Annotated in this window: 19 protein-coding genes; 9 read left to right on the top strand and 10 right to left on the bottom strand. The window is 71.4% G+C overall.

Going from position 1 to position 23,105, the window contains the following annotated elements:
* The first annotated feature begins 372 nt into the window (after positions 1-372).
* On the top strand, positions 373-1,890 hold the full coding sequence (locus ACLJT4_RS08075) for a CehA/McbA family metallohydrolase (RefSeq protein WP_411121597.1): 1,518 nt from the start codon (positions 373-375) through the stop codon (positions 1,888-1,890).
* 85 nt (positions 1,891-1,975) lie between these two features.
* On the opposite strand, the gene ACLJT4_RS08070 is transcribed toward ACLJT4_RS08075, so the two are convergent.
* The 9 genes from ACLJT4_RS08070 to ACLJT4_RS08030 form a co-directional block, all read right to left on the bottom strand.
* The gene (locus ACLJT4_RS08070) at positions 1,976-3,562 is read right to left on the bottom strand and encodes an APC family permease (protein WP_411121596.1); all 1,587 of its coding nucleotides are present in this window, start codon (positions 3,560-3,562) and stop codon (positions 1,976-1,978) included.
* 335 nt (positions 3,563-3,897) lie between these two features.
* Positions 3,898-5,370 carry an aldehyde dehydrogenase family protein gene (locus ACLJT4_RS08065; RefSeq protein ID WP_411121595.1) on the bottom strand — a complete coding sequence of 491 codons (1,473 nt, stop codon included), beginning with the start codon at positions 5,368-5,370 and terminating at the stop codon, positions 3,898-3,900.
* Positions 5,367-7,106 (bottom strand): N-acyl-D-amino-acid deacylase family protein, encoded by a 1,740-nt coding sequence (locus tag ACLJT4_RS08060; protein ID WP_411121594.1) that lies wholly within the window; start codon positions 7,104-7,106, stop codon positions 5,367-5,369. Before ACLJT4_RS08060 ends, ACLJT4_RS08065 begins: the two co-directional genes overlap by 4 nt.
* Before the next feature lie 62 nt (positions 7,107-7,168).
* The gene (locus ACLJT4_RS08055; protein WP_411121593.1) at positions 7,169-8,302 is read right to left on the bottom strand and encodes an LLM class flavin-dependent oxidoreductase; all 1,134 of its coding nucleotides are present in this window, start codon (positions 8,300-8,302) and stop codon (positions 7,169-7,171) included.
* Positions 8,303-8,509: 207 nt separating this feature from the next.
* The gene (locus tag ACLJT4_RS08050; RefSeq protein ID WP_411121592.1) at positions 8,510-9,295 is read right to left on the bottom strand and encodes an SDR family NAD(P)-dependent oxidoreductase; all 786 of its coding nucleotides are present in this window, start codon (positions 9,293-9,295) and stop codon (positions 8,510-8,512) included.
* Between the two features lie 113 nt (positions 9,296-9,408).
* Positions 9,409-10,359, bottom strand: a complete 951-nt coding sequence (locus ACLJT4_RS08045) for a TIGR03619 family F420-dependent LLM class oxidoreductase (protein WP_411121591.1) — start codon at positions 10,357-10,359, stop codon at positions 9,409-9,411.
* Positions 10,360-10,617: 258 nt separating this feature from the next.
* The gene (locus ACLJT4_RS08040; RefSeq protein WP_411121590.1) at positions 10,618-10,917 is read right to left on the bottom strand and encodes a hypothetical protein; all 300 of its coding nucleotides are present in this window, start codon (positions 10,915-10,917) and stop codon (positions 10,618-10,620) included.
* A gap of 224 nt (positions 10,918-11,141) precedes the next feature.
* On the bottom strand, positions 11,142-12,338 hold the full coding sequence (locus tag ACLJT4_RS08035) for a helix-turn-helix domain-containing protein (RefSeq protein ID WP_411121700.1): 1,197 nt from the start codon (positions 12,336-12,338) through the stop codon (positions 11,142-11,144).
* A gap of 171 nt (positions 12,339-12,509) precedes the next feature.
* Positions 12,510-13,127 (bottom strand): DUF5753 domain-containing protein, encoded by a 618-nt coding sequence (locus tag ACLJT4_RS08030; RefSeq protein ID WP_411121589.1) that lies wholly within the window; start codon positions 13,125-13,127, stop codon positions 12,510-12,512.
* 184 nt (positions 13,128-13,311) lie between these two features.
* Between ACLJT4_RS08030 and ACLJT4_RS08025 the strand changes: the two genes are divergently transcribed.
* The 4 genes from ACLJT4_RS08025 (at position 13,312) to ACLJT4_RS08010 (ending at position 15,346) form a co-directional block, all read left to right on the top strand.
* Positions 13,312-13,524: a hypothetical protein gene (locus tag ACLJT4_RS08025; protein WP_411121588.1), complete on the top strand. Its 213-nt coding sequence runs from the start codon at positions 13,312-13,314 to the stop codon at positions 13,522-13,524.
* A complete protein-coding gene (locus ACLJT4_RS08020; protein WP_411121587.1) occupies positions 13,505-14,029 on the top strand; it encodes a DUF6879 family protein in 525 nt (174 codons plus the stop codon). Before ACLJT4_RS08025 ends, ACLJT4_RS08020 begins: the two co-directional genes overlap by 20 nt.
* A 22-nt stretch (positions 14,030-14,051) precedes the next feature.
* Entirely contained in the window at positions 14,052-14,906 is an 855-nt protein-coding gene (locus tag ACLJT4_RS08015) for a helix-turn-helix domain-containing protein (RefSeq protein ID WP_411121586.1), read from the top strand.
* A 245-nt stretch (positions 14,907-15,151) separates the two neighbouring features.
* Positions 15,152-15,346, top strand: a complete 195-nt coding sequence (locus ACLJT4_RS08010; RefSeq protein ID WP_411121585.1) for a hypothetical protein — start codon at positions 15,152-15,154, stop codon at positions 15,344-15,346.
* 106 nt (positions 15,347-15,452) lie between these two features.
* On the opposite strand, the gene ACLJT4_RS08005 is transcribed toward ACLJT4_RS08010, so the two are convergent.
* Entirely contained in the window at positions 15,453-16,730 is a 1,278-nt protein-coding gene (locus tag ACLJT4_RS08005; protein WP_411121584.1) for an amidohydrolase family protein, read from the bottom strand.
* Between the two features lie 592 nt (positions 16,731-17,322).
* On the opposite strand from ACLJT4_RS08005, the gene ACLJT4_RS08000 reads away from it, so the two are divergent.
* From ACLJT4_RS08000 to ACLJT4_RS07985, 4 genes are all read left to right on the top strand, one after another.
* On the top strand, positions 17,323-20,259 hold the full coding sequence (locus ACLJT4_RS08000; RefSeq protein WP_411121583.1) for a BTAD domain-containing putative transcriptional regulator: 2,937 nt from the start codon (positions 17,323-17,325) through the stop codon (positions 20,257-20,259).
* Positions 20,260-20,471: 212 nt separating this feature from the next.
* On the top strand, positions 20,472-20,771 hold the full coding sequence (locus ACLJT4_RS07995; protein WP_331250126.1) for a hypothetical protein: 300 nt from the start codon (positions 20,472-20,474) through the stop codon (positions 20,769-20,771).
* Between the two features lie 299 nt (positions 20,772-21,070).
* Positions 21,071-21,292, top strand: coding sequence for a hypothetical protein (locus tag ACLJT4_RS07990; protein WP_411121582.1), 222 nt, complete (start codon positions 21,071-21,073; stop codon positions 21,290-21,292).
* Positions 21,293-21,522: 230 nt separating this feature from the next.
* Entirely contained in the window at positions 21,523-23,088 is a 1,566-nt protein-coding gene (locus ACLJT4_RS07985; RefSeq protein ID WP_411121581.1) for a class I adenylate-forming enzyme family protein, read from the top strand.
* Positions 23,089-23,105 lie beyond the last annotated feature (17 nt).

Raw genomic sequence — 23,105 nt, 5'->3', positions numbered from 1 at the left:
AGCGGTCGGGAGTGGGTCGTGATCGGGAAGGGGTCGTGATCGGGAAGGGGCCGCGTGGTCGAACGTGCCGGAACGAACGGGTGGGCGGCCGGGCGGGCCGTCGCGGACGCCGGCCGGGTGGGTGGAGTGACCGCATGTTGCCGCACCGCCCGCGAGTTATCCACAGGGCTTTCCCCGCGTGTCACACACGCGTAGAACAGTTTTCACAGCGCGCAACGACGCGGAGACGGCACGGCACCGGCATCGGCACCGGCACGGGCCGGCACGCCACCGCCGACCGGCCCGAGCGCAGCACGACCCGCGGCCCACGACCCGCGGCGCACCGCACACCGACGACGCACGACGAATCCCGACGACGCAAAGGGGGCGAAGATGGAGCGACGCGACGTACTGAGGCTTTCGGCGGCCACCGGCGCGGCCGGCACGCTGCCGCTCGGCCGGCTGAGCTTCGCCGAGGCGGCACCGACCACCGGACCACCCCCGGACGGGCCGGCCGAGCAGCGGCGCACGGTCACCGGCCGGCTCCCCGTCGGCGCACCCGACTACGTCTACCTCCCCGTCGACGTCCCGCACGGCGTCCGGGAGATCGCCGTCGCGTACCGCTACGACAAACCACCGGTCCCCGACGGCACCGCGGGCAACGCCTGCGACATCGGCATCTTCGACGAGCGCGGCACGGCACCGGGCGGCGCCGGCTTCCGCGGCTGGTCGGGCGGGGCCCGCTCGGAGTTCTTCCTGCGCGCCGACGACGCCACCCCCGGCTACCTCCCGGGCCCCGTCAACGCCGGCACCTGGCACATCGCCCTCGGCCCGTACACCGTCGCCCCCCAGGGCCTGGCCTACGAGGTCACCGTCACCCTGCGGCACGGCCCACCGGGGACGACCCCGCCGCCCGTCCACCCGCCGGAGCGGGCCCGGGGCCGCGGCCGCGCCTGGTACCGCGGCGACAGCCACCTGCACTCCGTGCACTCCGACGGCAAGCGCACCCCGGCCCGCATCGCGGCACTCGCCCGGGCCGCCGGGCTCGACTTCATCACCACCACCGAGCACAACACGACCTCCAGTCACCGCGCCTGGGAGGGGCTGTGGGGTGAGGACCTGCTGATCCTCACCGGCGAGGAGGTCACCACTCGCAACGGCCACGTGGTGGCGATGGGCACCGACCCCGGCGTCTTCATCGACTGGCGCTACCGGGCCCGGGACGGCGCCTTCGGCCGGTACGCCCGGGCCATCCACCGCGCCGGCGGCCTGGTCATCCCGGCCCATCCGCACGCCACCTGCGTCGGCTGCGGCTGGAAGTTCGGGCTCGACGACGCCGACGCGGTCGAGGTGTGGAACGGCCCGTACGGCCCCGACGACGAGATCACCCTCGCCGCGTGGGACAACGCCCTGGTCGCGCACGTCCGGGACGGCGCCGCCTGGCTGCCCGCCGTCGGGCACAGCGACGCCCACCGCGACCCGGACGTGGTCGGCCTGCCGCAGACCGTCGTCCTGGCCGACGACCTCTCCCGCCGGGCCCTGCTGGACGGCATCCGGGCGGGCCGGGCGTGGATCGCCGAATCCGCCGGGATCGACCTCGCGTTCACCGCCACCGGCCCGCGCGGCGAGCACGCCGGGATCGGCGAGCGCCTGGCACTGCCCGGCCCGGCAGCGGTCACCGCCCGGCTGGCCGTCTCCGGGGCGCCCGGCTGCACGGTCTCCTTCGTCACCGACCAGGGCCGCCGGCACACCGCGCCGCTCCCACCGTCCGGCACCGGCACGCTCACCTGGCCGACCACACCGGACAACGCCGCCTACATACGCGTCGAGGTCCGCCACCCGTCAACGGCGGCGGACCTCCCGGGCCCGATGGCAGCGCTCACCAACCCGATCTTCCTGGGGCAGCGGTAGCGCCGAAGCGGCATGGGGTGGGGTGGGGTGGGGTGGGGTGGGGTGGGGTGAGGGCGGGGGGAAAGCCCCCCAGGCCACCACTCCCCTACTCCTCCACCACCAGCGCCGGCGTGGCGCGGGTGAGGATCTCGCCGCGGAAGAAGGCCGGGCTGCGGCGCTGCATGACGAGCATGAGCACGACGCCGAGGAGCAGCAGGCCGACGCCGATGATGAACACCGAGCCGATGCCGAAGACCGAACTGCCCGATCCGTAGGCGGGGTTCCACATGTCGATCAGCGTCTTGGTGAAGACCGCGGCCAGCAGCAGCCCGCCGAGCAGCGGGAAGACGCCCTTGAGGAAGAGGTCGCGGACGGAGTTGCGCAGGTCGCGGCGGAAGTACCAGGCGCAGGCGAAGGCCGTGATCGAGTAGTAGAAGCAGATCATGAGGCCCAGCGCGTAGATGGTGTCGATCAGCACGTTCTCGCTGATGAAGCTCATCACGGCGTAGAAGACGCCGGTGGCGGCGCCGGCGGCGATGGTGGCCTTGCCCGGGGAGCGGAAGCGCGGGTGGATCTTGGCGAAGGAGGCCGGCAGCGCTTCGTAGGTGCTCATCGCCAGGACGGTCCGGGCCACCGGGATGAAGGTGGTCTGGAGGCTGGCGGCGGCCGAGGCGAGGACCGCGACGAAGAGCAGTACGCCGAGTGCGGTGCCCATGACGGGGTTGGCGAGGGTGGCGAAGACGTTGTCGGCGGTGTGCGGGTTGCCGAGGCCCAGGCCCTTGCCGCCGACGCCGGCGAACATCTGGGAGCCCACGGCGGTGAGCAGGTAGGAGCCGATCAGCACGAGCATCGCGAGCAGGGCGGCGCGGCCGGGCGTCTTCTCGCTGCCGGCGGTCTCCTCGTTCACGGTCAGGCAGGTGTCCCAGCCCCAGAACATGAAGATGGAAAGGGAGAGTCCGGCGGTGAAGGAGGAGAAGGACTTGACCGCGAAGGGGTCGAGCCAGGTCCAGGAGAAGTGCAGGGAGCCGGCGAAGTCACCGGAGCGGGCCTTGACGACGGCCATCGCCACGAAGACGGCGAGGACGGCGAGTTGGAGGCCGACGAGGGTGTACTGGATGCCCTTGGTCGCGGTCATTCCGCGGTAGCTGATGGCGGTGGCGACGGCGATGAAGGCCAGGCACGTCAGGACGTGGGCGATCCGGTTGTGGTCCAGGGCGGCGATGGTGGGTGAGCCGGTGAGTTCGCCGAGCAGCAGGTAGAAGAACGAGGTGGCGACGCCGGCGAGGTTGGAGAGCACGATGATCGTCGCGATCACCAGGCCCCAGCCGCACATCCAGCCGACCCGCGGCCCGAATGCCTTGACGGTCCAGGTGAAGGAGGTTCCGCAGTCGGGGACGGCCTTGTTCAACTCGCGGTAGGCGAAGGCGACCAGCAGCATCGGCAGGAAGCCGGCCAGGAAGACGGCGGGCATCTGCACGCCGACCTCGCCGACCGTGGGGCCGAGCGTGGAGGTGAGGCAGTAGACGGGTGCGACGGTGGAGATGCCGATCACTGCGCTGCCGAGCAGGCCGACGGAGTTGCCGCTGAGGCCCTTGCTCCGGGTGTCACCGGAGCCGCCCTGGCTGTTACTGCCGGTAGCCATGACGCTCGTTACCGTGTCTCCGGTCTGGGGCCGGGGGTCAACCTGAACCATGAACAGGACGTTAAGCGCTGCTGTTTTCGTATCCGGAAGATCATCCTCCGGGGCGCCACTCTTCACTCCGCAGGAAAATTTGATGCAGAGGGCACCCATTCACAAGAAAAAATTGAGTTGAACCTTGGACTTCACGGGCACGACTGAAGTCTTCCGCATTGCGAGAACCGCAGCACTGTCCGTTTTACCCCGGTTCTAAATTTTCCCGTCCGGATTTCGAACGTCACATTCCCGCCATGCGAACACCTCGCGCGTCCGCACCGTCGGCCCCCCTTCTCCCGTCCGCATTCCCCCGTCCGCACCGTCGGCCCCCTATCTCCCCGCCTCACCCCGCCTCACCCCGGCCAGACGATCGCCTGGAGCTCGCTGTAGGCGTGCAGGGCGTACGAACCCACGTCGCGGCCCACCCCGCTGCGTTTGAAGCCGCCGAACGGCGCCTCCATGTTCCGACCGACCGTGTTGATGCCGACCCCGCCGGCCCGCAGCCGCCCCGCCACCCGGAAGGCCCGGGCCACGTCGCCGGACCACACGTAGTCCAGCAGCCCGTAGTCACTGTCGTTGGCCAGCGCGACGCCCTCCTCCTCGTCGTCGAAGGGCACCACCGTCACCACCGGCCCGAAGATCTCCTCGCGGACCGCCCGCATCACGGGGGTGCAGTCGGCGAAGAGCGTCGGCGCCACGTAGAAGCCGCGCGCCGGCGCCGGCCGCTCGCCCCCGGTCACCAGGCGGGCCCCCTCCTTCACCGCCAGTGCGACGTACGCCTCGATGCGGTCCCGGTGGGCGGCGGAGATCACCGGACCGACCACCGTGCCCGGCTCCCGCGGATCGCCGACGCTCAGGTGCTCCGCGTATCGCGCCAGGCCGGCCACCAGCCGCTCGTAGATCCCGCGCTGGGCCAGCACCCGGGTCGGCGCGGTGCAGATCTGACCGCTGTAGAAGGAGAACGTGGTGCCGATCCCGGACACCGCGGAGGCCAGGTCGGCGTCGTCGAAGACCAGCGCCGCGCCCTTGCCGCCCAGCTCCATCAGCTGCCGCTTCATTCCGCGGCCGCACTCCTCGGCGATCCGCTGGCCGACCGCGGTGGAGCCGGTGAAGCTGACCATGTCCACGCCCGCGGCCGCCACCGCCGCCTCGCCGACCTCCGGCCGCGCCCCGCTGACGACGTTGACCACGCCCGGCGGGGCCCCGGCCTCCGCCAGCGCCTCGGCCATCCGGTACACCGACAGCGGGTCCTGCGGGGCCGGCTTGACCACCACCGTGTTGCCCATCGCCAGCGCCGGCGCGACCTTCCCCGCCGGATTGGCCCATGGGTTGTTGTACGAGGTGATGCAGGTGACGACGCCCACCGGGCGACGCACCGCGACCGCCCCGAAGACGCCCCCGCCGCCCATCGGCCCGGCCGCGTTGATCTGCGGCGGCACCGCGGTCTCCACCGGTTCCAGGGCGCCGCGGGCGTAGCGCTCGAAGCGGGCCGCGGACACCCCGACCTGGAGGGCCCGGGCCGTCGCGGTCGTCGCACCGCTCTCCGCCTGCGCGAGTTCCGCGTAGCCGGCGGCCTCCCGGCGGATCACCCGCGCGGCGCGGTCCAGGACGGCCGCGCGTTCCTCGGGCGCGGTCCGCGACCAGCCGTCGAAGGCGTCCCGGGCCGCGTCCACCGCGGCCGCCACCTGTGCCCGGCTCGCCTCCGGGGCCGCCCCGACGACCTCCTCGGTCGCCGGGTTGATCACGTCGTAGTGGCCGCCGTCGGGCGCCACCCACTCCCCGCCGATGTAGAGCCGCTGTGCGGCCGGGTTCCGGTCCGTGCTCACCTGGTGCTCACCGTCCTCGTGTCCCGCCCGGAGCGCAGTACGGTTCCGGGCACCGCGCCGGTCACCACGTCGTCCCGGATCGTCTCCACCCCGTTGACGCGCACGCTGACCACGCCGATCGCGCGGGAGTCCAGCCGCGGGCTGTCCCCCGGCAGGTCGTGCACCAGGGTGGCGGGCCCGGCGTCGATCCGTTCGGGGTCGAAGAGGACCAGGTCGGCGTGGTGGCCCTCGGCGATCCGGCCCCGGTCGCGCAGTCCGAACAGCTGCGCCGGGTCGTCGGTCAGCATCCGCACCGCCGCTTCCAGCCCGACGAGCTTGCGTCCGCGCAGGCAGTCGCCGAGGAAGCGGGTGGTGTACGGGGCGCCGCACATCCGGTCCAGGTGGGCGCCGGCGTCGGAGCCTCCCAGCATGACGTCCGCGTGCTGCCAGGTCTGCTGCCGCAGTGCCCAGCTGTCCGGGTCGTTGTCGGTCGGCATCGGCCAGAGGACGGTGCGCAGGGCGTCGTTGGCGCAGATCTCGACGAGGCAGTGGAAGGGCTCCTGGCCGCGTTCGGCGGCGATGTCGCGCACCACCCGCCCGGACAGTCCTTCGTTGGCCGCCGAGTAGGTGTCCCCGATGACGTACCGCGCGAAGTCGGTCAGCCGGCGGAAGACGCCGGCCTCCTTGCTGTGGGCGCGGCGCAGCATCTCGGTCCGGACGTCGGCGTCGCGGAGCCGGGCGATCCGCTCGGGCACGGGGAGGCCGAGGACGTCTCCCCAGCCCGGGATGAGGTTGAGGGCGCAGAAGGTGCCCAGCGACATGTTCATCGGGGTGAGGATCGGCATGGTCAGGGCCACGATGCGGCCGCCGGCCCTGCGGGCCCGTTCGCTGGCGAGGAGTTGGCGGGGCACGCGTTCGGGGACCGCGGCGTCGATGGTGAGCACGTTCCAGTTGAGTGGGCGGCCGGCCGCCGCCGACATCTCCACCAGCAGGTCGATCTCGTCGTCGGCGAACTGGTCCAGGCAGCCCGCGACGATGGCCTCCAGTTGGGTGCCTTCGTGGGCGGCGACGGCGCGGGAGAGCGCGAGCAGTTCGTCGGGGCGGGCGTGCCGGGAGGCGACGGGTGCGCCGTCGCCGTCCGAGTGGCTGGAGGACTGGGTGGTGGACAGACCCCAGGCGCCGGCGGCCATCGCGTCGTGGAACAGCGTGAGCATGGCGTCGAGTTGGGCTTCGGTGGGTTGTCCGCCGACGGCGTCCGGGCCCATCACGTGGCGGCGCAGTGCGCAGTGCCCGACCATGAAGCCGGCGTTGACCGCGATCCGGCCCTCCAGTGCGTCGAGGTACTCGCCGAACGTGTGCCAGTTCCAGGGCGTGCCCTGTTCCAGTGCGACCAGCGCCATGCCTTCGACCTTGCTCATCATCCGCCGGGTGTAGTCGGCGTCCTCGGGCCGGTCGGGGTGGAGCGGGGCGAGGGTGAAGCCGCAGTTGCCGCCGGCGACGGTGGTCACGCCGTGGTTGAGGGACGGGGTGGCGTACGGGTCCCAGAAGAGCTGGGCGTCGTAGTGGGTGTGCGGGTCGATGAAGCCGGGGGCGAGGACGAGTCCCGCCGCGTCCTCGGTGGTCCGGGCGTCCTCGGTGACGGTGCCCGGCCGGGCGATCACCGCGATCCGCCCGTCCCGGATGCCGACGTCGGCCGCGAAGGCCGGCGCGCCCGTGCCGTCCACGACGGTCGCGGACTGGATGAGGTGGTCGAGCATGGCGTGCGTCCTTCCTGGGGTGCGGGCGCGTGCGGGACGGGCGGGTGCGGGGCCGGGCGGGCTCAGCCCGTCGTCCCGGCCGCCTGCCGGAAGCGGGTGGTCCGGTGCACCGGATCGGTGTCGATCTTCGGGATGACGTGCTCGCCGATCAGCTTGATGCTGTTCAGGGTGTCCTCGCGGGAGACGCCGATCGGCAGTCCGAAGGAGAGTTGGTCGGCGCCGGCCTGTTCCCAGCGCTTGCACTGGCGCAGTACCTCGTCGGGGTCGCCGCAGATCATCAGTTCCTCGGCGATCAGCAGCTCGATGATCTCCTCGGTGTAGTCCGGGAGCAGTTCGGGCCACTCGGGGATGCCGTCCGGGCGCGGGAAGGTGTCGTGGTAGCGGAAGAGCAGCGACTGGAGGTAGTTGAGGCCGCCGCCGAGGGCGATCTGGACGGCCTTTTGGTGGGTCTCGGCGCAGATGGCGGTCGACGTCACCATCACGTTGTCGTTGACGAAGTCGCCGACGGGTTCGGCGTCCTTGACCGCGTTCTTGTACGACTCGACGACCCATTCCATGTCGGCGACCTTCTGCACGCTGAAGCCGAGGACGCCGAGTCCCTTCTTGCCGGCCATCGCGTACGAGGCCGGCGATCCGGCGGCGTACCACATGGCGGGGTGGGAGCCGCGGTACGGCTTGGGCAGGACCTTGCGCGGCGGCAGCTGCCAGTGCTTGCCCTGGAACCCCTGGTACTCGTCCTGGAGCCACATCTTGGGGAATTCCGCGATGGTCTCTTCCCAGATCTCCTTGGTGTGGTTCATGTCGGTGATGCCCGGCAGGAACCCCAGGATCTCGTGGCTGCCGGCGCCGCGGCCGGAGCCGAATTCGAAGCGGCCGGCGGAGAGGTGGTCGAGCATGGCGACCTTCTCGGCGACCTTCACCGGGTGGTTGACCGGGGCGAGCGGGTTGAAGATGCCGGAGCCGAGGTGGATCCGGTCGGTCGCGTGCGCGAGGTAGCCGAGGTAGACGTCGTTGGCGGAGAGGTGGGAGTACTCCTCCAGGAAGTGGTGCTCGGAGGCCCAGGCGTACTTGAAGCCGGACTTGTCCGCCTGGATGACGTACTCGGTCTCCTCCATCAGTGCGTGGTGCTCGGCCTCCGGGTCGGCCTGCGCTCGCGCGGCGGGCACGTAGCCCTGCACAAAGAGCCCGAATTCCAAGGGGGTTCACCGTCCCTTATCCGCTGCTGCGGCTATTTCTGACGTACCATCAGATTGGCTTTCCCCGACTGTTCCAGTGGCACCGGGGCCCGTCAATACCCGCAACCCGCAAACCTGACGGCGCATCAGTTATGGGCGCCGGGCCCCTGCCCGCGCCTCGCCCGGCCCTCGCCCGGCCCTCGCCCGCGGAACGGTCCCGGACGCCCCTCAGAACGGACTCACCCCCGCCAGCCACCCCCCGTCGATCACGAACGGCTGCCCCGTGATGTACGACGAGTCCTCCGTCGTCAGGAACAGCGCCAGCCGCGCCACCTCCTCCGGTCGCCCGATCCGCCCCAGCGGCACCAGCTTCCGGTACAGCTCGTCCACGGCCCGCGCGCTCCGCGCCGGGTCCGCCGACGGGTCCAGCGCCGCCGGGTTCGTCATCGGCGTGTCCACCGCCCCCGGACAGACCGCGTTCACCCGGATCCCCTGCGCCGCCAGCTCCAGCGCGGCGACCCGGGTCAGCCCCACCACCGCGTGCTTGGTGGCGGCGTACGCCCCGACGAACGCCATCCCGGTCACCCCCGCGTACGAGGCGGTGTTGACGATCGTCCCGCCGCCGGCCGCCGCGATCCGCGGCGCCACCGCCCGCATCCCCAGGAAGCAGCCCGTCTGGTTGACCGACACCACCTGCTGGAACTCCTCCAACGGGGTGTCCACCAGCGCGTTGAACCGCAGGATGCCGGCGTTGTTCACCAGCCCGTCGATCTTCCCGAACGCCTCCTCGGCGGCGTCGACCAACGCCGACCAGTCCTCCTCCACCGCCACGTCCAGATGCACGAACCGCGCCCGCTCCGGCCCCAACTCCGCGGCGAGCGCGTCCCCCCGTTCGTCCAGCACGTCACCGAGCACCACCCGCGCCCCCTCCGTCACGAAGAGCCGCGCCTCGTGCTCCCCCTGTCCGCGCGCCGCCCCGGTGATGACGACGACCCTGCCGTCGAGCTTGCCCATGCCCACGCTCCTGTGGTGTGCGTACGGATCGCGGCGCCCCGGGCTCCCGTGAACCCGCCCGGCCGCAGCGCCAACGGCCCCGGCGGCCGCGGCGCCTCCAACGGCCCGACCGCTCAGTCGTTCAGCAGCGGCCCGACCTCGGCCCCGAAGGCCGTGACCTGCTCGACGAGCTCCGCCCGTTCCCGGCTGCGGAACCGCACCTGGAGCTGCTGCACCCCCATCGCCGCGTACTCCCGCAGCGAGGCGGCGATCCGCTCCGGCGCCCCGACCAGCGTCCGCCGCCCGACGTCCCACCCGGCATCCCCCACATACACCGGCTCCACGATCGCCCCGATCTCGATCGGCTCGTCGACGCCCGCCGCCTCCCGCAGCCGCCGCACCTTCGCGATCTGCCCCGGAAGCTGCTCCCGCCGGTCCCCCTGCGGCAGCCACCCGTCACCCCGCACCGCGGCCCGCCGCACCGCCGCCGGGGACGAGCCGCCCACCCACACCGGCGGCCGGGGCGCCTGCACCGGCCGCGGCGCCTGCCCCAACCCGGCGAACGCGAACCGCTCCCCCTTGAACTCCGGGAACTCCTCCTCCCCCAACGCCGCCTTCAACGCGTCGATCGCCTCGTCCAGCACCGCCCCGCGCCGCGCGAAGTCCACCCCGACCGCCTCGAACTCCTCCCGCACGTGCCCGGCCCCGACGCCGAGGATCAACCGCCCACCCGACAGCCGGTCCACCGTCGCGTACTGCTTGGCGCCGAGCAGCGGATGCCGCAGCCCGACCACCGCCACGTGGCTCAACAGCCGCACGCGCTCCGTGACGGCCGCCAGGTAGGAGAGCGTGGCCACCGGGTCGTACCACACGGTCCCCATCGGCCCCGCCAGGCGCCGCGGAATCGCCACGTGCTCGCAGCACGCCACGTACGCGAAGCCGGCCCGGTCCGCCGCCCGCGCCACCGCCACCAGGTCCGCCGGCCCGCCGCCCGCCTCCCACTCCTCCGCGAAGAGCGTGCTCTGCGCCTGCACCGGCAACTGCATCCCGTACACCAGCCGCCCCTGCGGCAGCACTTGCACCATGACTGCACCCCTTGTCCGTCCCTGCGCCACGCCGCCGCGTGCCGCGCGAAGTGCGGACATGGTGATACCTGACGGCCCATCAGACAAGGGTGCGGACAACGCAGCGACCCCGCCCGCCCCTGACACCGGGGCGGACGGGGCCCACCTCCCTCACCACGCCACCCGGCGCGGCACCCTTCAGGGGGGACGCCCGGGACGCTCCCCGCAGGACGGACCGGGCCGACGAGCCACACCCGCCGACCCCGATCGGGGGAGCTCCTAGCCGGGCACCTCACCCGACTCGCCGAGCCGAGCGCCGCGACTCACCGCCACCCGACGGACGTCCCGCAGCGCACGCGTCAAATTCCGCGCCAAGAAACGCAGTTCCCCCTCCGAAAGCCTCGCCTCACCGAGCATCCCGTCCGCGTGCGCGACCAGCCCGCCCGCCATCTCCAACTGAACGGCCTCCACCCGGTCCGCCATCCGGGACACGAACCCCTTCCCGTCCCCCAACAGGAAACACGTCTTCCCCTCCGGTGACACCCACGGCAACAGCCGGGGCTCCGTCCCCTCGCTCACCGTCCGGCCACCTCCACCCGGCGCCGTCGTCCCGAGGCGGGCGCTAACGGCCGCAACAGCGGCTCGAAGACACGGGCGATACAGTGCGGCATGTTGACCTGCTTCCTTCAGGTTGGCCACGCCCCCGGGCCGTTCGCAGCGGTCGCGGGGGTCCTCGGTGGTGAGGTACTGATCGACCGTATGGCGTCTGCGGCCGGCGAGGGGGCACAGTTTGTGCCCACCCTTCACACAGCCAGTGTTCCGATTCTTACTGCGAGTTCGCTCGCCCTGCGTCGCTGTCCGGGACTCTTGGACTCGGACTCCTCAAGGATGATGCGGCGGGCGTAGCCGTTGTAGCGGATGGTCTCCGGAGCCGCCTCGTACGCCTTGGCAAGCGTGGCCAAGGCCGCCTCCGGCTGACCGTCGAGTTGGTAGCCGCGGGCCTCCTCGATGCGGTGACGAGCCCGGCGCGGGCGGGAGGGCAAGGCCGAAGTGACGTCCGCGGCTCTTGCCTGCCGGACGCTCTCTGAGCCCGAGTGCAGCTCGACCGCGATGGTCACGGCATGTGCGCCCATGACCGCGCGGGAGAAGGACGTCACGGGATGGTAGTAGTCGTCAGCCAGCCGTTCGGCGATGGTTCGGGCGGTGTCCCAGTAACGCCAGGCCGTGCCCGTGTCACCGCGACGGGCGGCGGTGTAGCCGGCCTCGAACCGCAGTGCCCCCGTAATGGCGAGCACGTCTGGTGCCGCATCCGGCAGTAGCGGCTCCAAGTAGCGCAATGTCGCCAGATTCACCGCATCCGCCGCATCGAAGTGGGCGTGCCCGCTGTCGCGGTGCGCCTGGGTCGCCAGCCAGGCGGCTACGCCGATGGCGTGCGGGTCCTCGGACTCCTGCGCGGCGACCATGCCGCGCTCCACTGCCCGCCACAGCAGCGCCGGGTCCGGCTGGTACGCGAGAAAGAATTGGCTCAGGCCGTACACCTCGGCGAGCAGCCCCTGAGCCGTGCGGCGCTCACGGCCCGAATCGGCCTGGAGGACGGCGCGTTGCGCGTCCTGGATGAGCGCCGGAAGCAAGGCGCCGACGACATCGCGGTGGTTCGGCGCGGAATGCCGAGCCTGCCAGGCCCGCACCAAACGCTCCTGCAGGTGCGTGGTGCTCGGCGCAGGCTGCCGCGACGCCAGAGGGAAGGCGTCGATAGCCGCCCGCACCTGGGGCAGCCGCGGGTGGCCCGGGCCGGTGAACATCGCGACCGACATGGACTGGTCACCGGTCAGATCAGCAAGGTCCCCGACGCGCAGGACCTCGGCGATCCGCAACACCACCGGGAGCTTGGGCATCTGGAGTCGTCCGCACTCCACTTGTTTGACCCAACTCGGCGACCTTCCCAACAGCCCGGCGAGCACGGTCCGGCTCATACCGCGTCGGTTCCGAAGGATCTGCATGCGCTGACCAAAGACGACAGGTTCGACCACCGGGTCGGGCGTAGCATCAGATGTCACGGCCTTGCCCCTTTCTGGACAGTTCGTCACTGTCAGCGTACGGGGCAGGACCGTATGCATCGCCGCTGCGCGCAGGCTGTGCGCGGAGGACGGCAGCAGCGCGGTGTCAGATCGTCACTCCGGGCCTTCAAGTGCCGCCATTTCGCGCCGAATCAGCGCCTTGGCCGCGTCCCCATAGACCGCGGACCGCTCCAGACGGCGGAACGCTTCCTCGTAGACACGGACCTGATCCGGTTCGGTGTGCGTCGGAGCTCCCCCGTACAGCTCAATCTCCACACGCTTCCCATCGAAGATCCCGAACGAGTGGCCCGGGTAGACGTGCTGCTCCGCCCGGTCGGGGATGACGCCGAGCTTCAAGCCTGGGAGTTCGTACGATTCCAGAAGCCTGACGAGCTGCCCCCTCATGACCTCGCGCCCACCGATGTTCGTGCGAAGGGCCGCTTGAGCGAGGATCACGTGGTAGGTACGTCCCTCTGCGCCGATAAGTTCGGCTCGTGCGGTCCGGCCCTGCACGCCGGCTTCAATGTCGCCGGGTGTGCCGTGGAAGTCGGCCACCAGCCGCAGCATCGCCCGCACGTAGTCCGGAGTCTGGAGATTCCCCCAGATCACGTTCGCGCAATAGTTCTTCGTGTCCTTCGTGCTGCGCACCAGGTCGAGGAAGGCTTGCTGCGTCGGCCCCACGCCATGGCGGAGAAGGTCATCCCATCCACGGAACTCATACTCTGTGCTCACGTTCGAACCCTTCCTCCGAGGCTTCCAGGCATCGTGCCAACCGCAGGCGGCAGCAGTGGCCGACGACGAACACTCTCTATCGGTGCAAGTTCCTGCAAGTCACGTGCGGCGTCAGGTGCGTTGGGGGCAATCTCCGTTGCAGAGGCCCCGTTCCGCAAGCGAGGAGGACACTGTGTCATTGCATATGCTCGGCAAGGACCCCCAATCCAAAGAGGGAAAGTCCGCAACCGTCTACTACGACGACGTCAGGGACAGGTACTTGGTCCAGGGCCTGAAGGTCCTGGACGACGAGCGGCTGTCGCAAATGGACCTACCGGACCACGAGACGGTCGTTGAAATCCCCACGTACATGGTCGAGTTCTTCCCGGAGGTGAACGGTGGCGGAGACGACGTTTGAGGACCTGTTCCGACAGGCCAAGCACTCCGCCGTGCACCTGGAAATGCGCGACGGCTACATGCGCTCGGACTCCGAGTTCGTTTCCTGGTCGCAGGATCCCGGCAGTGTTCCGCCGGTGTGCGATCCAGAGACGCGGGCCTGGCTGTCGCTGATGAAGGAGATCACCAGCCGCGGGGTGGTGGTGCGCCGGGCCCGGGTCTTTTCCGAGCCGATGAGCGACTACCTCCGCTTCGAGCACTACCTGACGCCGCGCAATGTCGAAGCCGGCGAACAGGTTCGTTGGCTGCCACGTCGCAGGGCCTCGGACCTGGCGCTCCCCGGCAACGACTTCTGGCTGTTCGACAACAGCCTCGTGCTCTTCCTGCATTTCACGGGCGAGGGTGAGCTGTCTCCGGAGGGCGACGAGGAGCGCACCGCCGAGCCTTCGGTGGTTCGCCTGTGCGCCACAGCCTTCGAAGCCGTCTGGGGGCGAGCCATCGCCCACGAGGACTACCGGCCGGTTTGATCGACTGACCAGGCCGTTCACCGTGTCCCGTCCGTCACCGCCACCAAGCATCCAGCAGGCCCGAGAGGCGCTGGGAAAGCGCTTACGCGAGATCCGCCAGGACGCGGGCCTGACTGCTCGCGCGGTGGCGGCGATGGCGGGGTGGCACGAGTCGAAAAGCTCCCGGCTTGAGAACGGCAAGACGGCGCCGTCAGACGAAGACATCCGGCTGTGGACCCGCATCTGCCACGTGGAAGCCCAGGCAGCAGACCTGATCGCGACAGCACGCGGCATCGACGGCCTGTACGTCGAATGGCGCCGGCTGGAACGCGCTGGACTCAAGCACGTACAAGACTCCGTGCTTCCGCTGTACGAACGAACCCGTTGGTTCCGCTTCTACCAGTCCCAGGTCGTGCCGGGTCTGCTGCAAACGCGGGAGTACACCGAGGCGATCCTCCGAACGGTTGTCGCGCTCCGGGACGCCCCCGACGACATCGAGGAAGCTTCCGCGGCCCGCATGAGCCGCCAGCGTGTTCTCCACAGCGGTGGGCGCCGTTTCGCCTTCGTCGTGGAGGAGTGGGTGCTCCGCTCGGTCATCGGCAGTCCGGACATCATGGTGAACCAGCTCGGGCACCTGATCGGCATGACGGCCACGCCCTCCCTGAGCATGGGCGTGATCCCCATGGGAGTCGTCCGGGGCCATGCCTGGCCGTGCGAATCCTTCTCCCTCTACGACGGCGAAGAGGCTGCCTCAGAGCTGGTGTCCGCCAGCCTCACCGTCACGCAGCCCAGCGAGGTCGCCGAGTACGCGAAAACGTTCGTCGAGCTCGCGAATCTCGCTGTTTACGGCGCAGCAGCCAGGAAGCTCATCATCTCCGCGCTCGATGCCCTCGGATGAGGTCGCGCAAGTTCGTAGAAGTTCGTTGAGCTCGTACTTCCGCCCGCCTTACCGTCGGGAGGGCAAGCGGGTCCCTGTGTGTGCCCCACGGTTCGGGGGCCCGGTGCATGTTCCCGCCCCGGCCGCGAAGCCCTGGACAGTCGAGCGGCCGAAGCGGGTGACCCAGCCGCAGGAAACCTGCGGGTCCACGGGCCGTGCCTCGACGGTACGGCGGCACGGCCCCTCGGAGAAGAGGAGGTTGGTAGATGAGCGTGGCAACCGTCGAGACGTACGACACGCGCACGCCCGACGCCGATGGCTGGCGCGGCGTCCCGTTCCGGTGCCCCCGGGAGTTCACAGTCGTCGCGCAGGACGACGGCGGGAAGCACGACGGGGGTCCGCTGCCCCCGGAGGCGCCGCGTGAGCCGGAGCCGCAGCCGCAGGGCGGCGACGGCGCGTGAGCCATTGACGGATCCCGTCAGTGGCTGAAACCGGTCCCGTCCGCCGTACGTCCCGGTGACACGCGGACGGGACCTCTGCTTGTCAGCGATGTCGATCGAGTCGGCCTCACATCGTGGGGGCCGACGGCCCCCACAGCCCCTCCCCCGTCAACCCCAACAGCTCGATCGCGTTGCCGCGGACGAGGCGTTCGACGACGTCGGGGGCGAGGTGGGACATCTGCGTCTCGGCGACCTGGAGGGACTTGGGCCAGGTGGAGTCGGAGTGCGGGTAGTCGGTCTCGTAGAGGACGTTGCCGACGCCGATGGCGTCGAGGTTCTTCAGGCCGAACGCGTCGTCGAAGAAGCAGCCGAAGACGTGGCCGGCGAAGAGTTCGGACGGCGGGCGGCGGACCTTGTCGGCGACGCCGCCCCAGGCGCGGTTCTCCTCCCAGACCACGTCCGCGCGCTCCAGGATGTACGGGATCCACCCGATCTGACCCTCGGCGTACATGATCCTGAGGTTGGGGAAGCGTTCGAACTTGCCGCTCATGAGCCAGTCGGTCATCGAGAAGCAGCAGTTGGCGAAGGTGATCGTGGAGCCGACGGCGGGCGGCGCGTCGGCCGACGTGGACGGCATCTTCGACGACGAGCCGATGTGCATGGCGATGACCGTGCCGGTCTCGTCGCAGGCGCGCAGGAACGGGTCCCAGTAGTCGGTGTGGATGCTGGGCAGCCCCAGGTGCGGCGGGATCTCGCTGAAGCAGACGGCGCGCACGCCGCGGGCCGCGTTGCGGCGCACCTCCTCGGCGGCCAGCTCCGCGTCCCACAGGGGGATGAGGGTGAGCGGGATGAGCCGGCCGCCGGCCTGCGGGCCGCACCACTCCTCGACCATCCAGTCGTTGTAGGCGCGCACCCCGAGCAGCCCCAGGTCGCGGTCCTTGGCCTCGGTGAAGGTCTGGCCGCAGAAGCGCGGGAAGGTGGGGAAGCAGAGGGCGGACTGGACGTGGTTGACGTCCATGTCGGCCAGCCGGTCGGGGACCGCGTAGGAGCCGGGGCGCATCTGCTCGTAGGTGATGCCCTCCAGTTTGATCTCGTCGCGAGGGTAGCCGACGGCGGTGTCCAGGCGGGTCAGCGGGCGGTGCAGGTCCTCGTAGATCCACCAGTCGGCTATCGGCCCGTCGTCGCCGGGCGCTCCCATCTTCGGGGCGAACTTGCCGCCGACGAAGGTCATCTCCTTGACGGGGGCGCGGACGATGCGGGGGCCGGTGTCGTGGTACTTCGACGGGAGCCGGTCCCGCCAGACGCCCGGGGGCTCCACGGTGTGGTCGTCGACCGAGATGATCAGGGGGAAGGGTTCCTGGGGGTGTTCGGGCGCCTGGGTCTCCTTGGGCTGCGTGGTCTTCATGGGCGGTACGGTAGCGCTGATCTGACGGTCCGTCAGTAAGTTGGACGGGGAACGGGTCGGCGGCGGGCGACGTCGGGGCGGCCGCGGGGCCCCGCGAGACGGCACGGGGCGGCCCGAGCTGCGGCGGGGCGTCGCACCGGAGGACCGGCCGACGGCCCGCGGGCCCGTACGCAGGCGGTTCGGGCGGCCGGTATCGATCCACCGGCAGTAACAAACCAGCCAGTCAGAAACGTTGTGCGGCATGCCGGGTGGACAGCGGCGGGCCTTCGAGCGGCGACCGGGCAGGGTGGCCCGAACGCGGGGCGGCGGGCGGGCGAGCGGGTGACGGTCGGCCCGGCACACCGCACCCATCAGGGCGAATGCGCGGGACGGCCGCCGCCGGGGGCGGAGCGAGTAAGAACGGAAGGTTCCCCTCCGAACTCCCGGGAAATCGCCGCACCTTCCCCTCCGCGCCACACGAGGAGGCTTTGTGCACGCTCCGGACCCCTACTGACGCGAGGGGTCGCGACAAGGCAGACTGACCGTTGCGCACGATGTAAAGGCGCGAACGGCCTTGACAAAGCGGACAGACGGGACAGGGCAGGGGGACACCATGGACGACGGTCCGGGACAGGTGCGGGAGCGGCTCCGCTTCACCGTGCTCGGTCCCGTGCGGGCTTGGCGCGGTGCGACGCCGCTGGCCGCGGGTTCTCCGCAGCAGCGTGCCCTGCTCGCCGCGCTGCTGCTACGCGGCGGCCGGACCGCCACCGCGCCCGAGCTCGTCGACGCCCTGTGGGGCGACGAACCGCCGCACGCCGCGCTCGCCGCCCTGCGGACCTACGCCTCCCGCCTGCGCAAGGCACTCGGCACCGACGCGGAGGCGCTGGTCAGCGAGTCCGGCGGCTACGCCCTGCGGTCCGTGGACGGTCTCCCGTTGGACCTCGACCACGACACCGCCGAGCAGTACGCCGCCGAGGCGGAGAAGGCCAAGGCCACCGGCGACCGCACCCGGGCCCGCGAACTCCTCGACGCCGCACTGGACCTGTGGGACGGCGAACCGCTCGCCAGCGTCCCCGGGCCGTACGCCGAGAACCAACGCACCCGCCTCCAGGAGTGGCGGCTGTCCCTGACCGAGGTCCGGCTCGAACTGGACCTGGAGGCCGGCTGCCACGCCGAGGCGGTCTCCGAACTCACCGCGCTCACCGCCGCGCACCCGTTGCGGGAACGACTGCGGGAACTGCTCATGCTGGCCCTCTACCGCAGCGGCCGGCAGGCCGAGGCACTCGCGGTGTACGCCGACACCCGGCGGCTGCTCGCGGACGAGCTGGGCGTAGACCCCTGCGCGTCGCTCTCCGAGCTGCACCAGCGGATCCTGCGGGCCGACACCGAGTTGGACGCCCCACCCGCCGCGGACTCCGGTTCGCCGGAGGCCACCTTCGTCCGGCCGCGCCAGCTCCCGGCCACCGTCGCCGACTTCACCGGCCGCGCCGCCTTCGTCACGGAGCTCAGCGACCAGCTGGCGGCGGCGGAGGGCAGCGTGATGGCGGTCTCCGCGGTCGCCGGCATCGGCGGCGTCGGCAAGACCACCCTCGCGGTGCACGTCGCCCACGCCGCACGGGAACACTTCCCGGACGGCCAGCTCTACGTCGACCTCCAGGGCGCGGGACACAACCCCGCCGAACCGGAGGCGGTGCTCGGTGCCTTCCTGCGAGCGCTGGGCGCGGCGGACTCCGCCATCCCGGACGGACTGGAGGAACGGGCCGCCCTCTACCGCTCCACGCTCGCCGGACGACGCGTCCTGGCGCTGCTCGACAACGCCCGGGACGCCGCCCAGGTCCGCCCCCTCCTGCCCGGTACGGCCGGGTGCGCGGCCCTGATCACCAGCCGCTCCCGGATGATCGACCTGGCCTCGGCCCATCTGGTCGACCTCGACGTGATGAGTCCCGAGGAGGCCCTGACCCTCTTCATCCGCATCGTCGGTGAGGAGCGTGTCACCTCCGAGCGGCAGGCCGCCATGGCGGTGGTCGGCGCCTGCGGCTTCCTGCCGTTGGCCATCCGCATCGCCGCCTCGCGCCTGGCCGCCCGCCGCACCTGGACGGTCTCCACCCTGGCCAGCAAGCTCGCCGACGAACGCCGCCGACTGGACGAACTCCGCGCCGGCGACCTGGCCGTGAAGGCCACCTTCGAACTGGGCTACAAGCAACTGGAGCCCGCCCAGGCCCGCGCCTTCCGCCTGCTGGGCCTGGCCGACGGTCCGGACATCTCGCTGACCGCCGCGGCCGCCGTGCTCAACCTGCCGCCGGACGACACCGAGGAACTGCTCGAATCGCTGGTCGACACGTCCCTGTTGGAGTCCGCGGCCCCGGGTCGCTACCGCTACCACGACCTGGTGCGCCTGTACGCCCGCGCCTGCGCCGAGCGCGACGAGCACCCGCCCTCCGATCGACACGCGGCGCTCTCCCGGCTGCTCGACTTCTACCTGGTGACCGCCTCCCGGATGTACGCGCTGGAACGCCCCGGGGACCGGCTGATCGCCCACATGGAGCCCACCGACTACCCGGGGCTGGAATTCCCCGACCGCGCCTCCGCGTTGGAGTGGCTGTTCAGCGAGGCGGGGTGCGTCCTGGCGTGCGCCCGGCAGTCCACGAGCCCGTCGACCCTGCGCCGCGCCGCCGACCTGCTGCTGCTCACCAAGGACCTGGCCGAATCCGGGGCCGACGCGCTCCAGTACGAGCAGGCGAACACCGCCCTGCTGACCGCGGCCCGCGAACTCGGCGACGAACATGCACAGGCCCGCATCCACACCGCCCTGGCCTACGTCCGGACGCTCTCGGGCCGGTTGGAGGACGCCGACGAGAACGCCAAGTCCGCGATGCTGCTCGGGCTCGCCGCCGGGGACGCCTTCTCCTCCTCCTACGCCCCCAACGACCGCGGCATCATCGCCAACGCGCAGCGCCGCCACAAGGATGCCGAGGCGTACCTGTTGCAGGCCCTGGCGGCCTTCCGCGACGACGGCAATCGGCAGTCCGAGGCCAGCGCGCTGTGCAACCTCTCCCGCGTATACCTGGACACCGGGCGGGTGGACCACGCCATCCGCCTGGCGGAGGAGGGCATCGCGATCTATCACGACCTCGGAGCCAGACGGCGTCTCGCCAACGGCATGTACGCCCTCGCGCTGGCCTACACCCAAGCCGGGCGGCTGCCCGAGGCGGCCGAGCAGCTGATGGCCGCCCTGGGCATCTTCCGGGACAGCCGCCAGCGCTTCTGGGAGGGCATGACCAACTACCGGCTGGCCGAGGTGGACCTCGCCGCCGGCCGCCCCACCGCCGCCGCCAACCGCGCCGAGCAGGCGCTGACCGCGTTGCGGGGAATCGGCGGGGAGCCGTGGCGGGCGAGCGCCCTGACCACGCTCGGCCGCGCCCTGCACCAGATCGGGCACGGCGGTCGGGCCCGCGTGTGCTGGCAGGAAGCCCTGACGATCTTCGAGCGGCTGGGCTCCGCGGAAAGCGCCGCCGTGCGCAGCCTGCTCACGCCCGCAACGGTGGCCTGACGCCCGTTCAGCCGCGCGCCGCCGGCGTTTATCGATCGTTCATCGGCCCGGGCCAATCTTATGGCTACCGATCCGCCGCCTCGGGGGGCAAGCGGCTCGGTGCCCAGGCCGCGCAGTTATCGTGAGCGGCCGCGTCACGTCCGTCCGGCGGCCAACGGGGGAGTCGCCGGCCGGACTGACAGCCTTCAAGCGCCCATCAGGAGTTGATCGCCATGAGCACCGAGAACACTGTGCAGAATTCGGGGGAACGGGACGTCGTCGCCCCGCGCGACAGCCATCAGCCGATCATCGCGCCGCGCGACAGCCACCAGCCGATCATCGCGCCCGGCACCGCACCGAAGGTCCCGAAGCCCCGGGACCGTGACGTCGTCAAGCCGATGGACAGCCACCAGCCCATCGCCGCCGACGCGGTCACCGCGGAAGCCCCGGCGGACAAGGTCGGGAAGGCTCCGGCCAAGGGGGAGAACCTCACCACCATGGACAGCCACCAGCCCGTCGGCGGAGTCAAGTAGACCGTCGACGCAGGGGGAACACGGGGGACACGGGGGGGCACGGGGGACGGGGGAGCACGACCGGAGGACCCGGGGGGGGTCTCCGGGGGGATCCGGATGATTCCGGGAGCTCGTAGGGGCCGTTTTCCCGTGGCTTGGAGGGGAAGCCACGGAAAACCGGCCCCTACGACGTTTTCGTGCGGGAAGTAAAACCTGTAGATGTGCCTCGGCTTTCCATGGCAAGGCTCGAACACCTGCTCACACTTGACGCTAGTTTGTTTCTGGGAACAGCAACGACCCCCGTTACTTGAGGAGTTGGAATGACCCGCACGAAGAAGTCCCTGGCCGTCGCCGCCATCGCGGCGGCCGTGCTCGGCACCGCCGCGGTGCCCGCCATGGCCGACAACCACATACCCGGCCCGCCGAACACGGTCACGGCCCAGGACCGCCACACGCCGATGGCGCCGCAGGACAACCACGCACCGCTGGCCCCGCAGGCCCAGTACGCGGGACTGGCTCCGATGGACAACCACATGCCCTGACCGGAAGCCGAAGGACAGCCCTCCGGTAGCGGCATCACGGACGGGGCCGGGTCTGCACCCGGCCCCGTCCGCCGTTCTCCAACGGCCGGACGTTTCCATTCCGAAACGCTCGGCGCGGCCCGGGGACAGGGCGCGGCACCCGGACGGAGCACCGCACCACATCTGATGCTCCGTCAGTTCTGGTGCTACAGTCACGCCCCACCCCGCCCATCCACCCCCGGAGGCGCGCCGTGTTCGAACCCGCCCGTCTACGCACGCTGTGGGAACTGGTCGAGTACCGGGCGCGGGCCTCCGGGGACGCGCCGATGTTCTTCGACGGCGACGGCGGGCGAACCATGACCTTCGGGGCGGTCCGGGACGCCGCGGCGCGCGCCGCGGCCGGGTTCCGGCAGTGGGGCATCGGGGCCGGCACGCGGGTGATGTGGCAACTGCCGACCCGGATCGACACGGTGGTCGCATCGCTCGCACTGGCCCGGCTCGGGGCCGTGCAGACGCCGGTGATCCACCTGCACCGGGCGCGGGAGGTCGGGTTCATCCTGCGCGAGTCGGCCGCCGAGTTCGCCCTGGTGCCCGGGGCGTTGCGGGGCTTCGACTACCCGGCGATGGTGCGCGGCGCGGCCGGGGACCACTCCGACGTGCGCGTGGTCTCGGTGGCGGACGGGCTGCCCGAGGGCGATCCGGACACCCTGCCCGCGGCCCCGGCCGCCGAGGACGACGCCACGCGGTGGATCTACTACACGTCCGGCACGACCTCCGCCCCCAAGGGCGTCGAGCACACCGACGCCTCGCTCATCGCCGGCGGCGTGGGGCTGGCCACCGCACTGGGCATGACGGCGGACGACGTCGGCTCGATCGCGTTCCCCTACGCCCATATCGCCGGGCCGGACTACGTGATCGCCATGCTGGTCAGCGGCTTCCCGGCGGTGGTGCTGGAGAGCTTCGACGCGGACCGGGCGGCCGCGGTCTACCGACGCCACGGGGTGACCATGGCGGGCGGCAGCACCGCGTTCTACCAGGCGTTCCACGACGCCTCGCGGCGCCGCCGGGCCGCCGCGCCGGACGCCGGGCCGCTGATCCCCTCGCTGCGGCTGCTGTCCGGCGGCGGGGCGCCGCTGCCGCCCGAGCTGTACCGCGCGGCCGGACGGGAACTGGGCTGCGCCCTGGTGCACGGGTACGGGATGACGGAGAGCCCGATGATCGCCATGGGGACGCCGTACGACACGGACGAACAGCTGGCGCACACCGTCGGCCGGCCCGTGGCGGGCGCCCGGGTGCGGATCGTGCGGGCCGACGGGAGCCCGGCCGCGACCGGAGAGACCGGTGAGGTCACGGTCTCCGGGCCGATGGTGTTCCGGCGCTACACCGATCCCGCGCTGACGGCCGGGGCGTTCACCGCGGACGGCGCGTTCCGCACCGGCGACCTCGGGCACCTGCGGGCCGACGGGCACCTGGTGCTCACCGGGCGGCTGAAGGACATCATCATCCGCAAGGGCGAGAACATCTCCGCGCAGGAGGTCGAGGACCTGGTCCACACCCACCCGGCGGTGGCCCAGGCGGCGGTGATCGGCCTGCCGGACCGGGAGCGCGGCGAGCGGGTCTGCGCGGTGGTCACGCTCGCCGAACCGCGGGACGGGGCGCCGCAGCTCACCCTGGCCGACCTCACCGCGCACCTGCGGGCGGCGGGGCTGATGACGCAGAAGCTGCCGGAGCAGTTGGAGATCACCGATGCGCTGCCGCGCGGCGGGCCGCTGGGCAAGGTCCTGAAGGCGGCGCTGCGGGAACGCTACGGGCGTTAGCGGCTGCCCGGGGGCCG

The sequence above is a fragment of the Streptomyces sp. x-19 genome, assembly GCF_046549115.1.
Lineage (GTDB): Bacteria > Actinomycetota > Actinomycetes > Streptomycetales > Streptomycetaceae > Streptomyces > Streptomyces albulus_C.
Note: the sequence above shows the minus strand (reverse complement) of the source record. Positions and strands in the feature narration are given on the sequence as shown.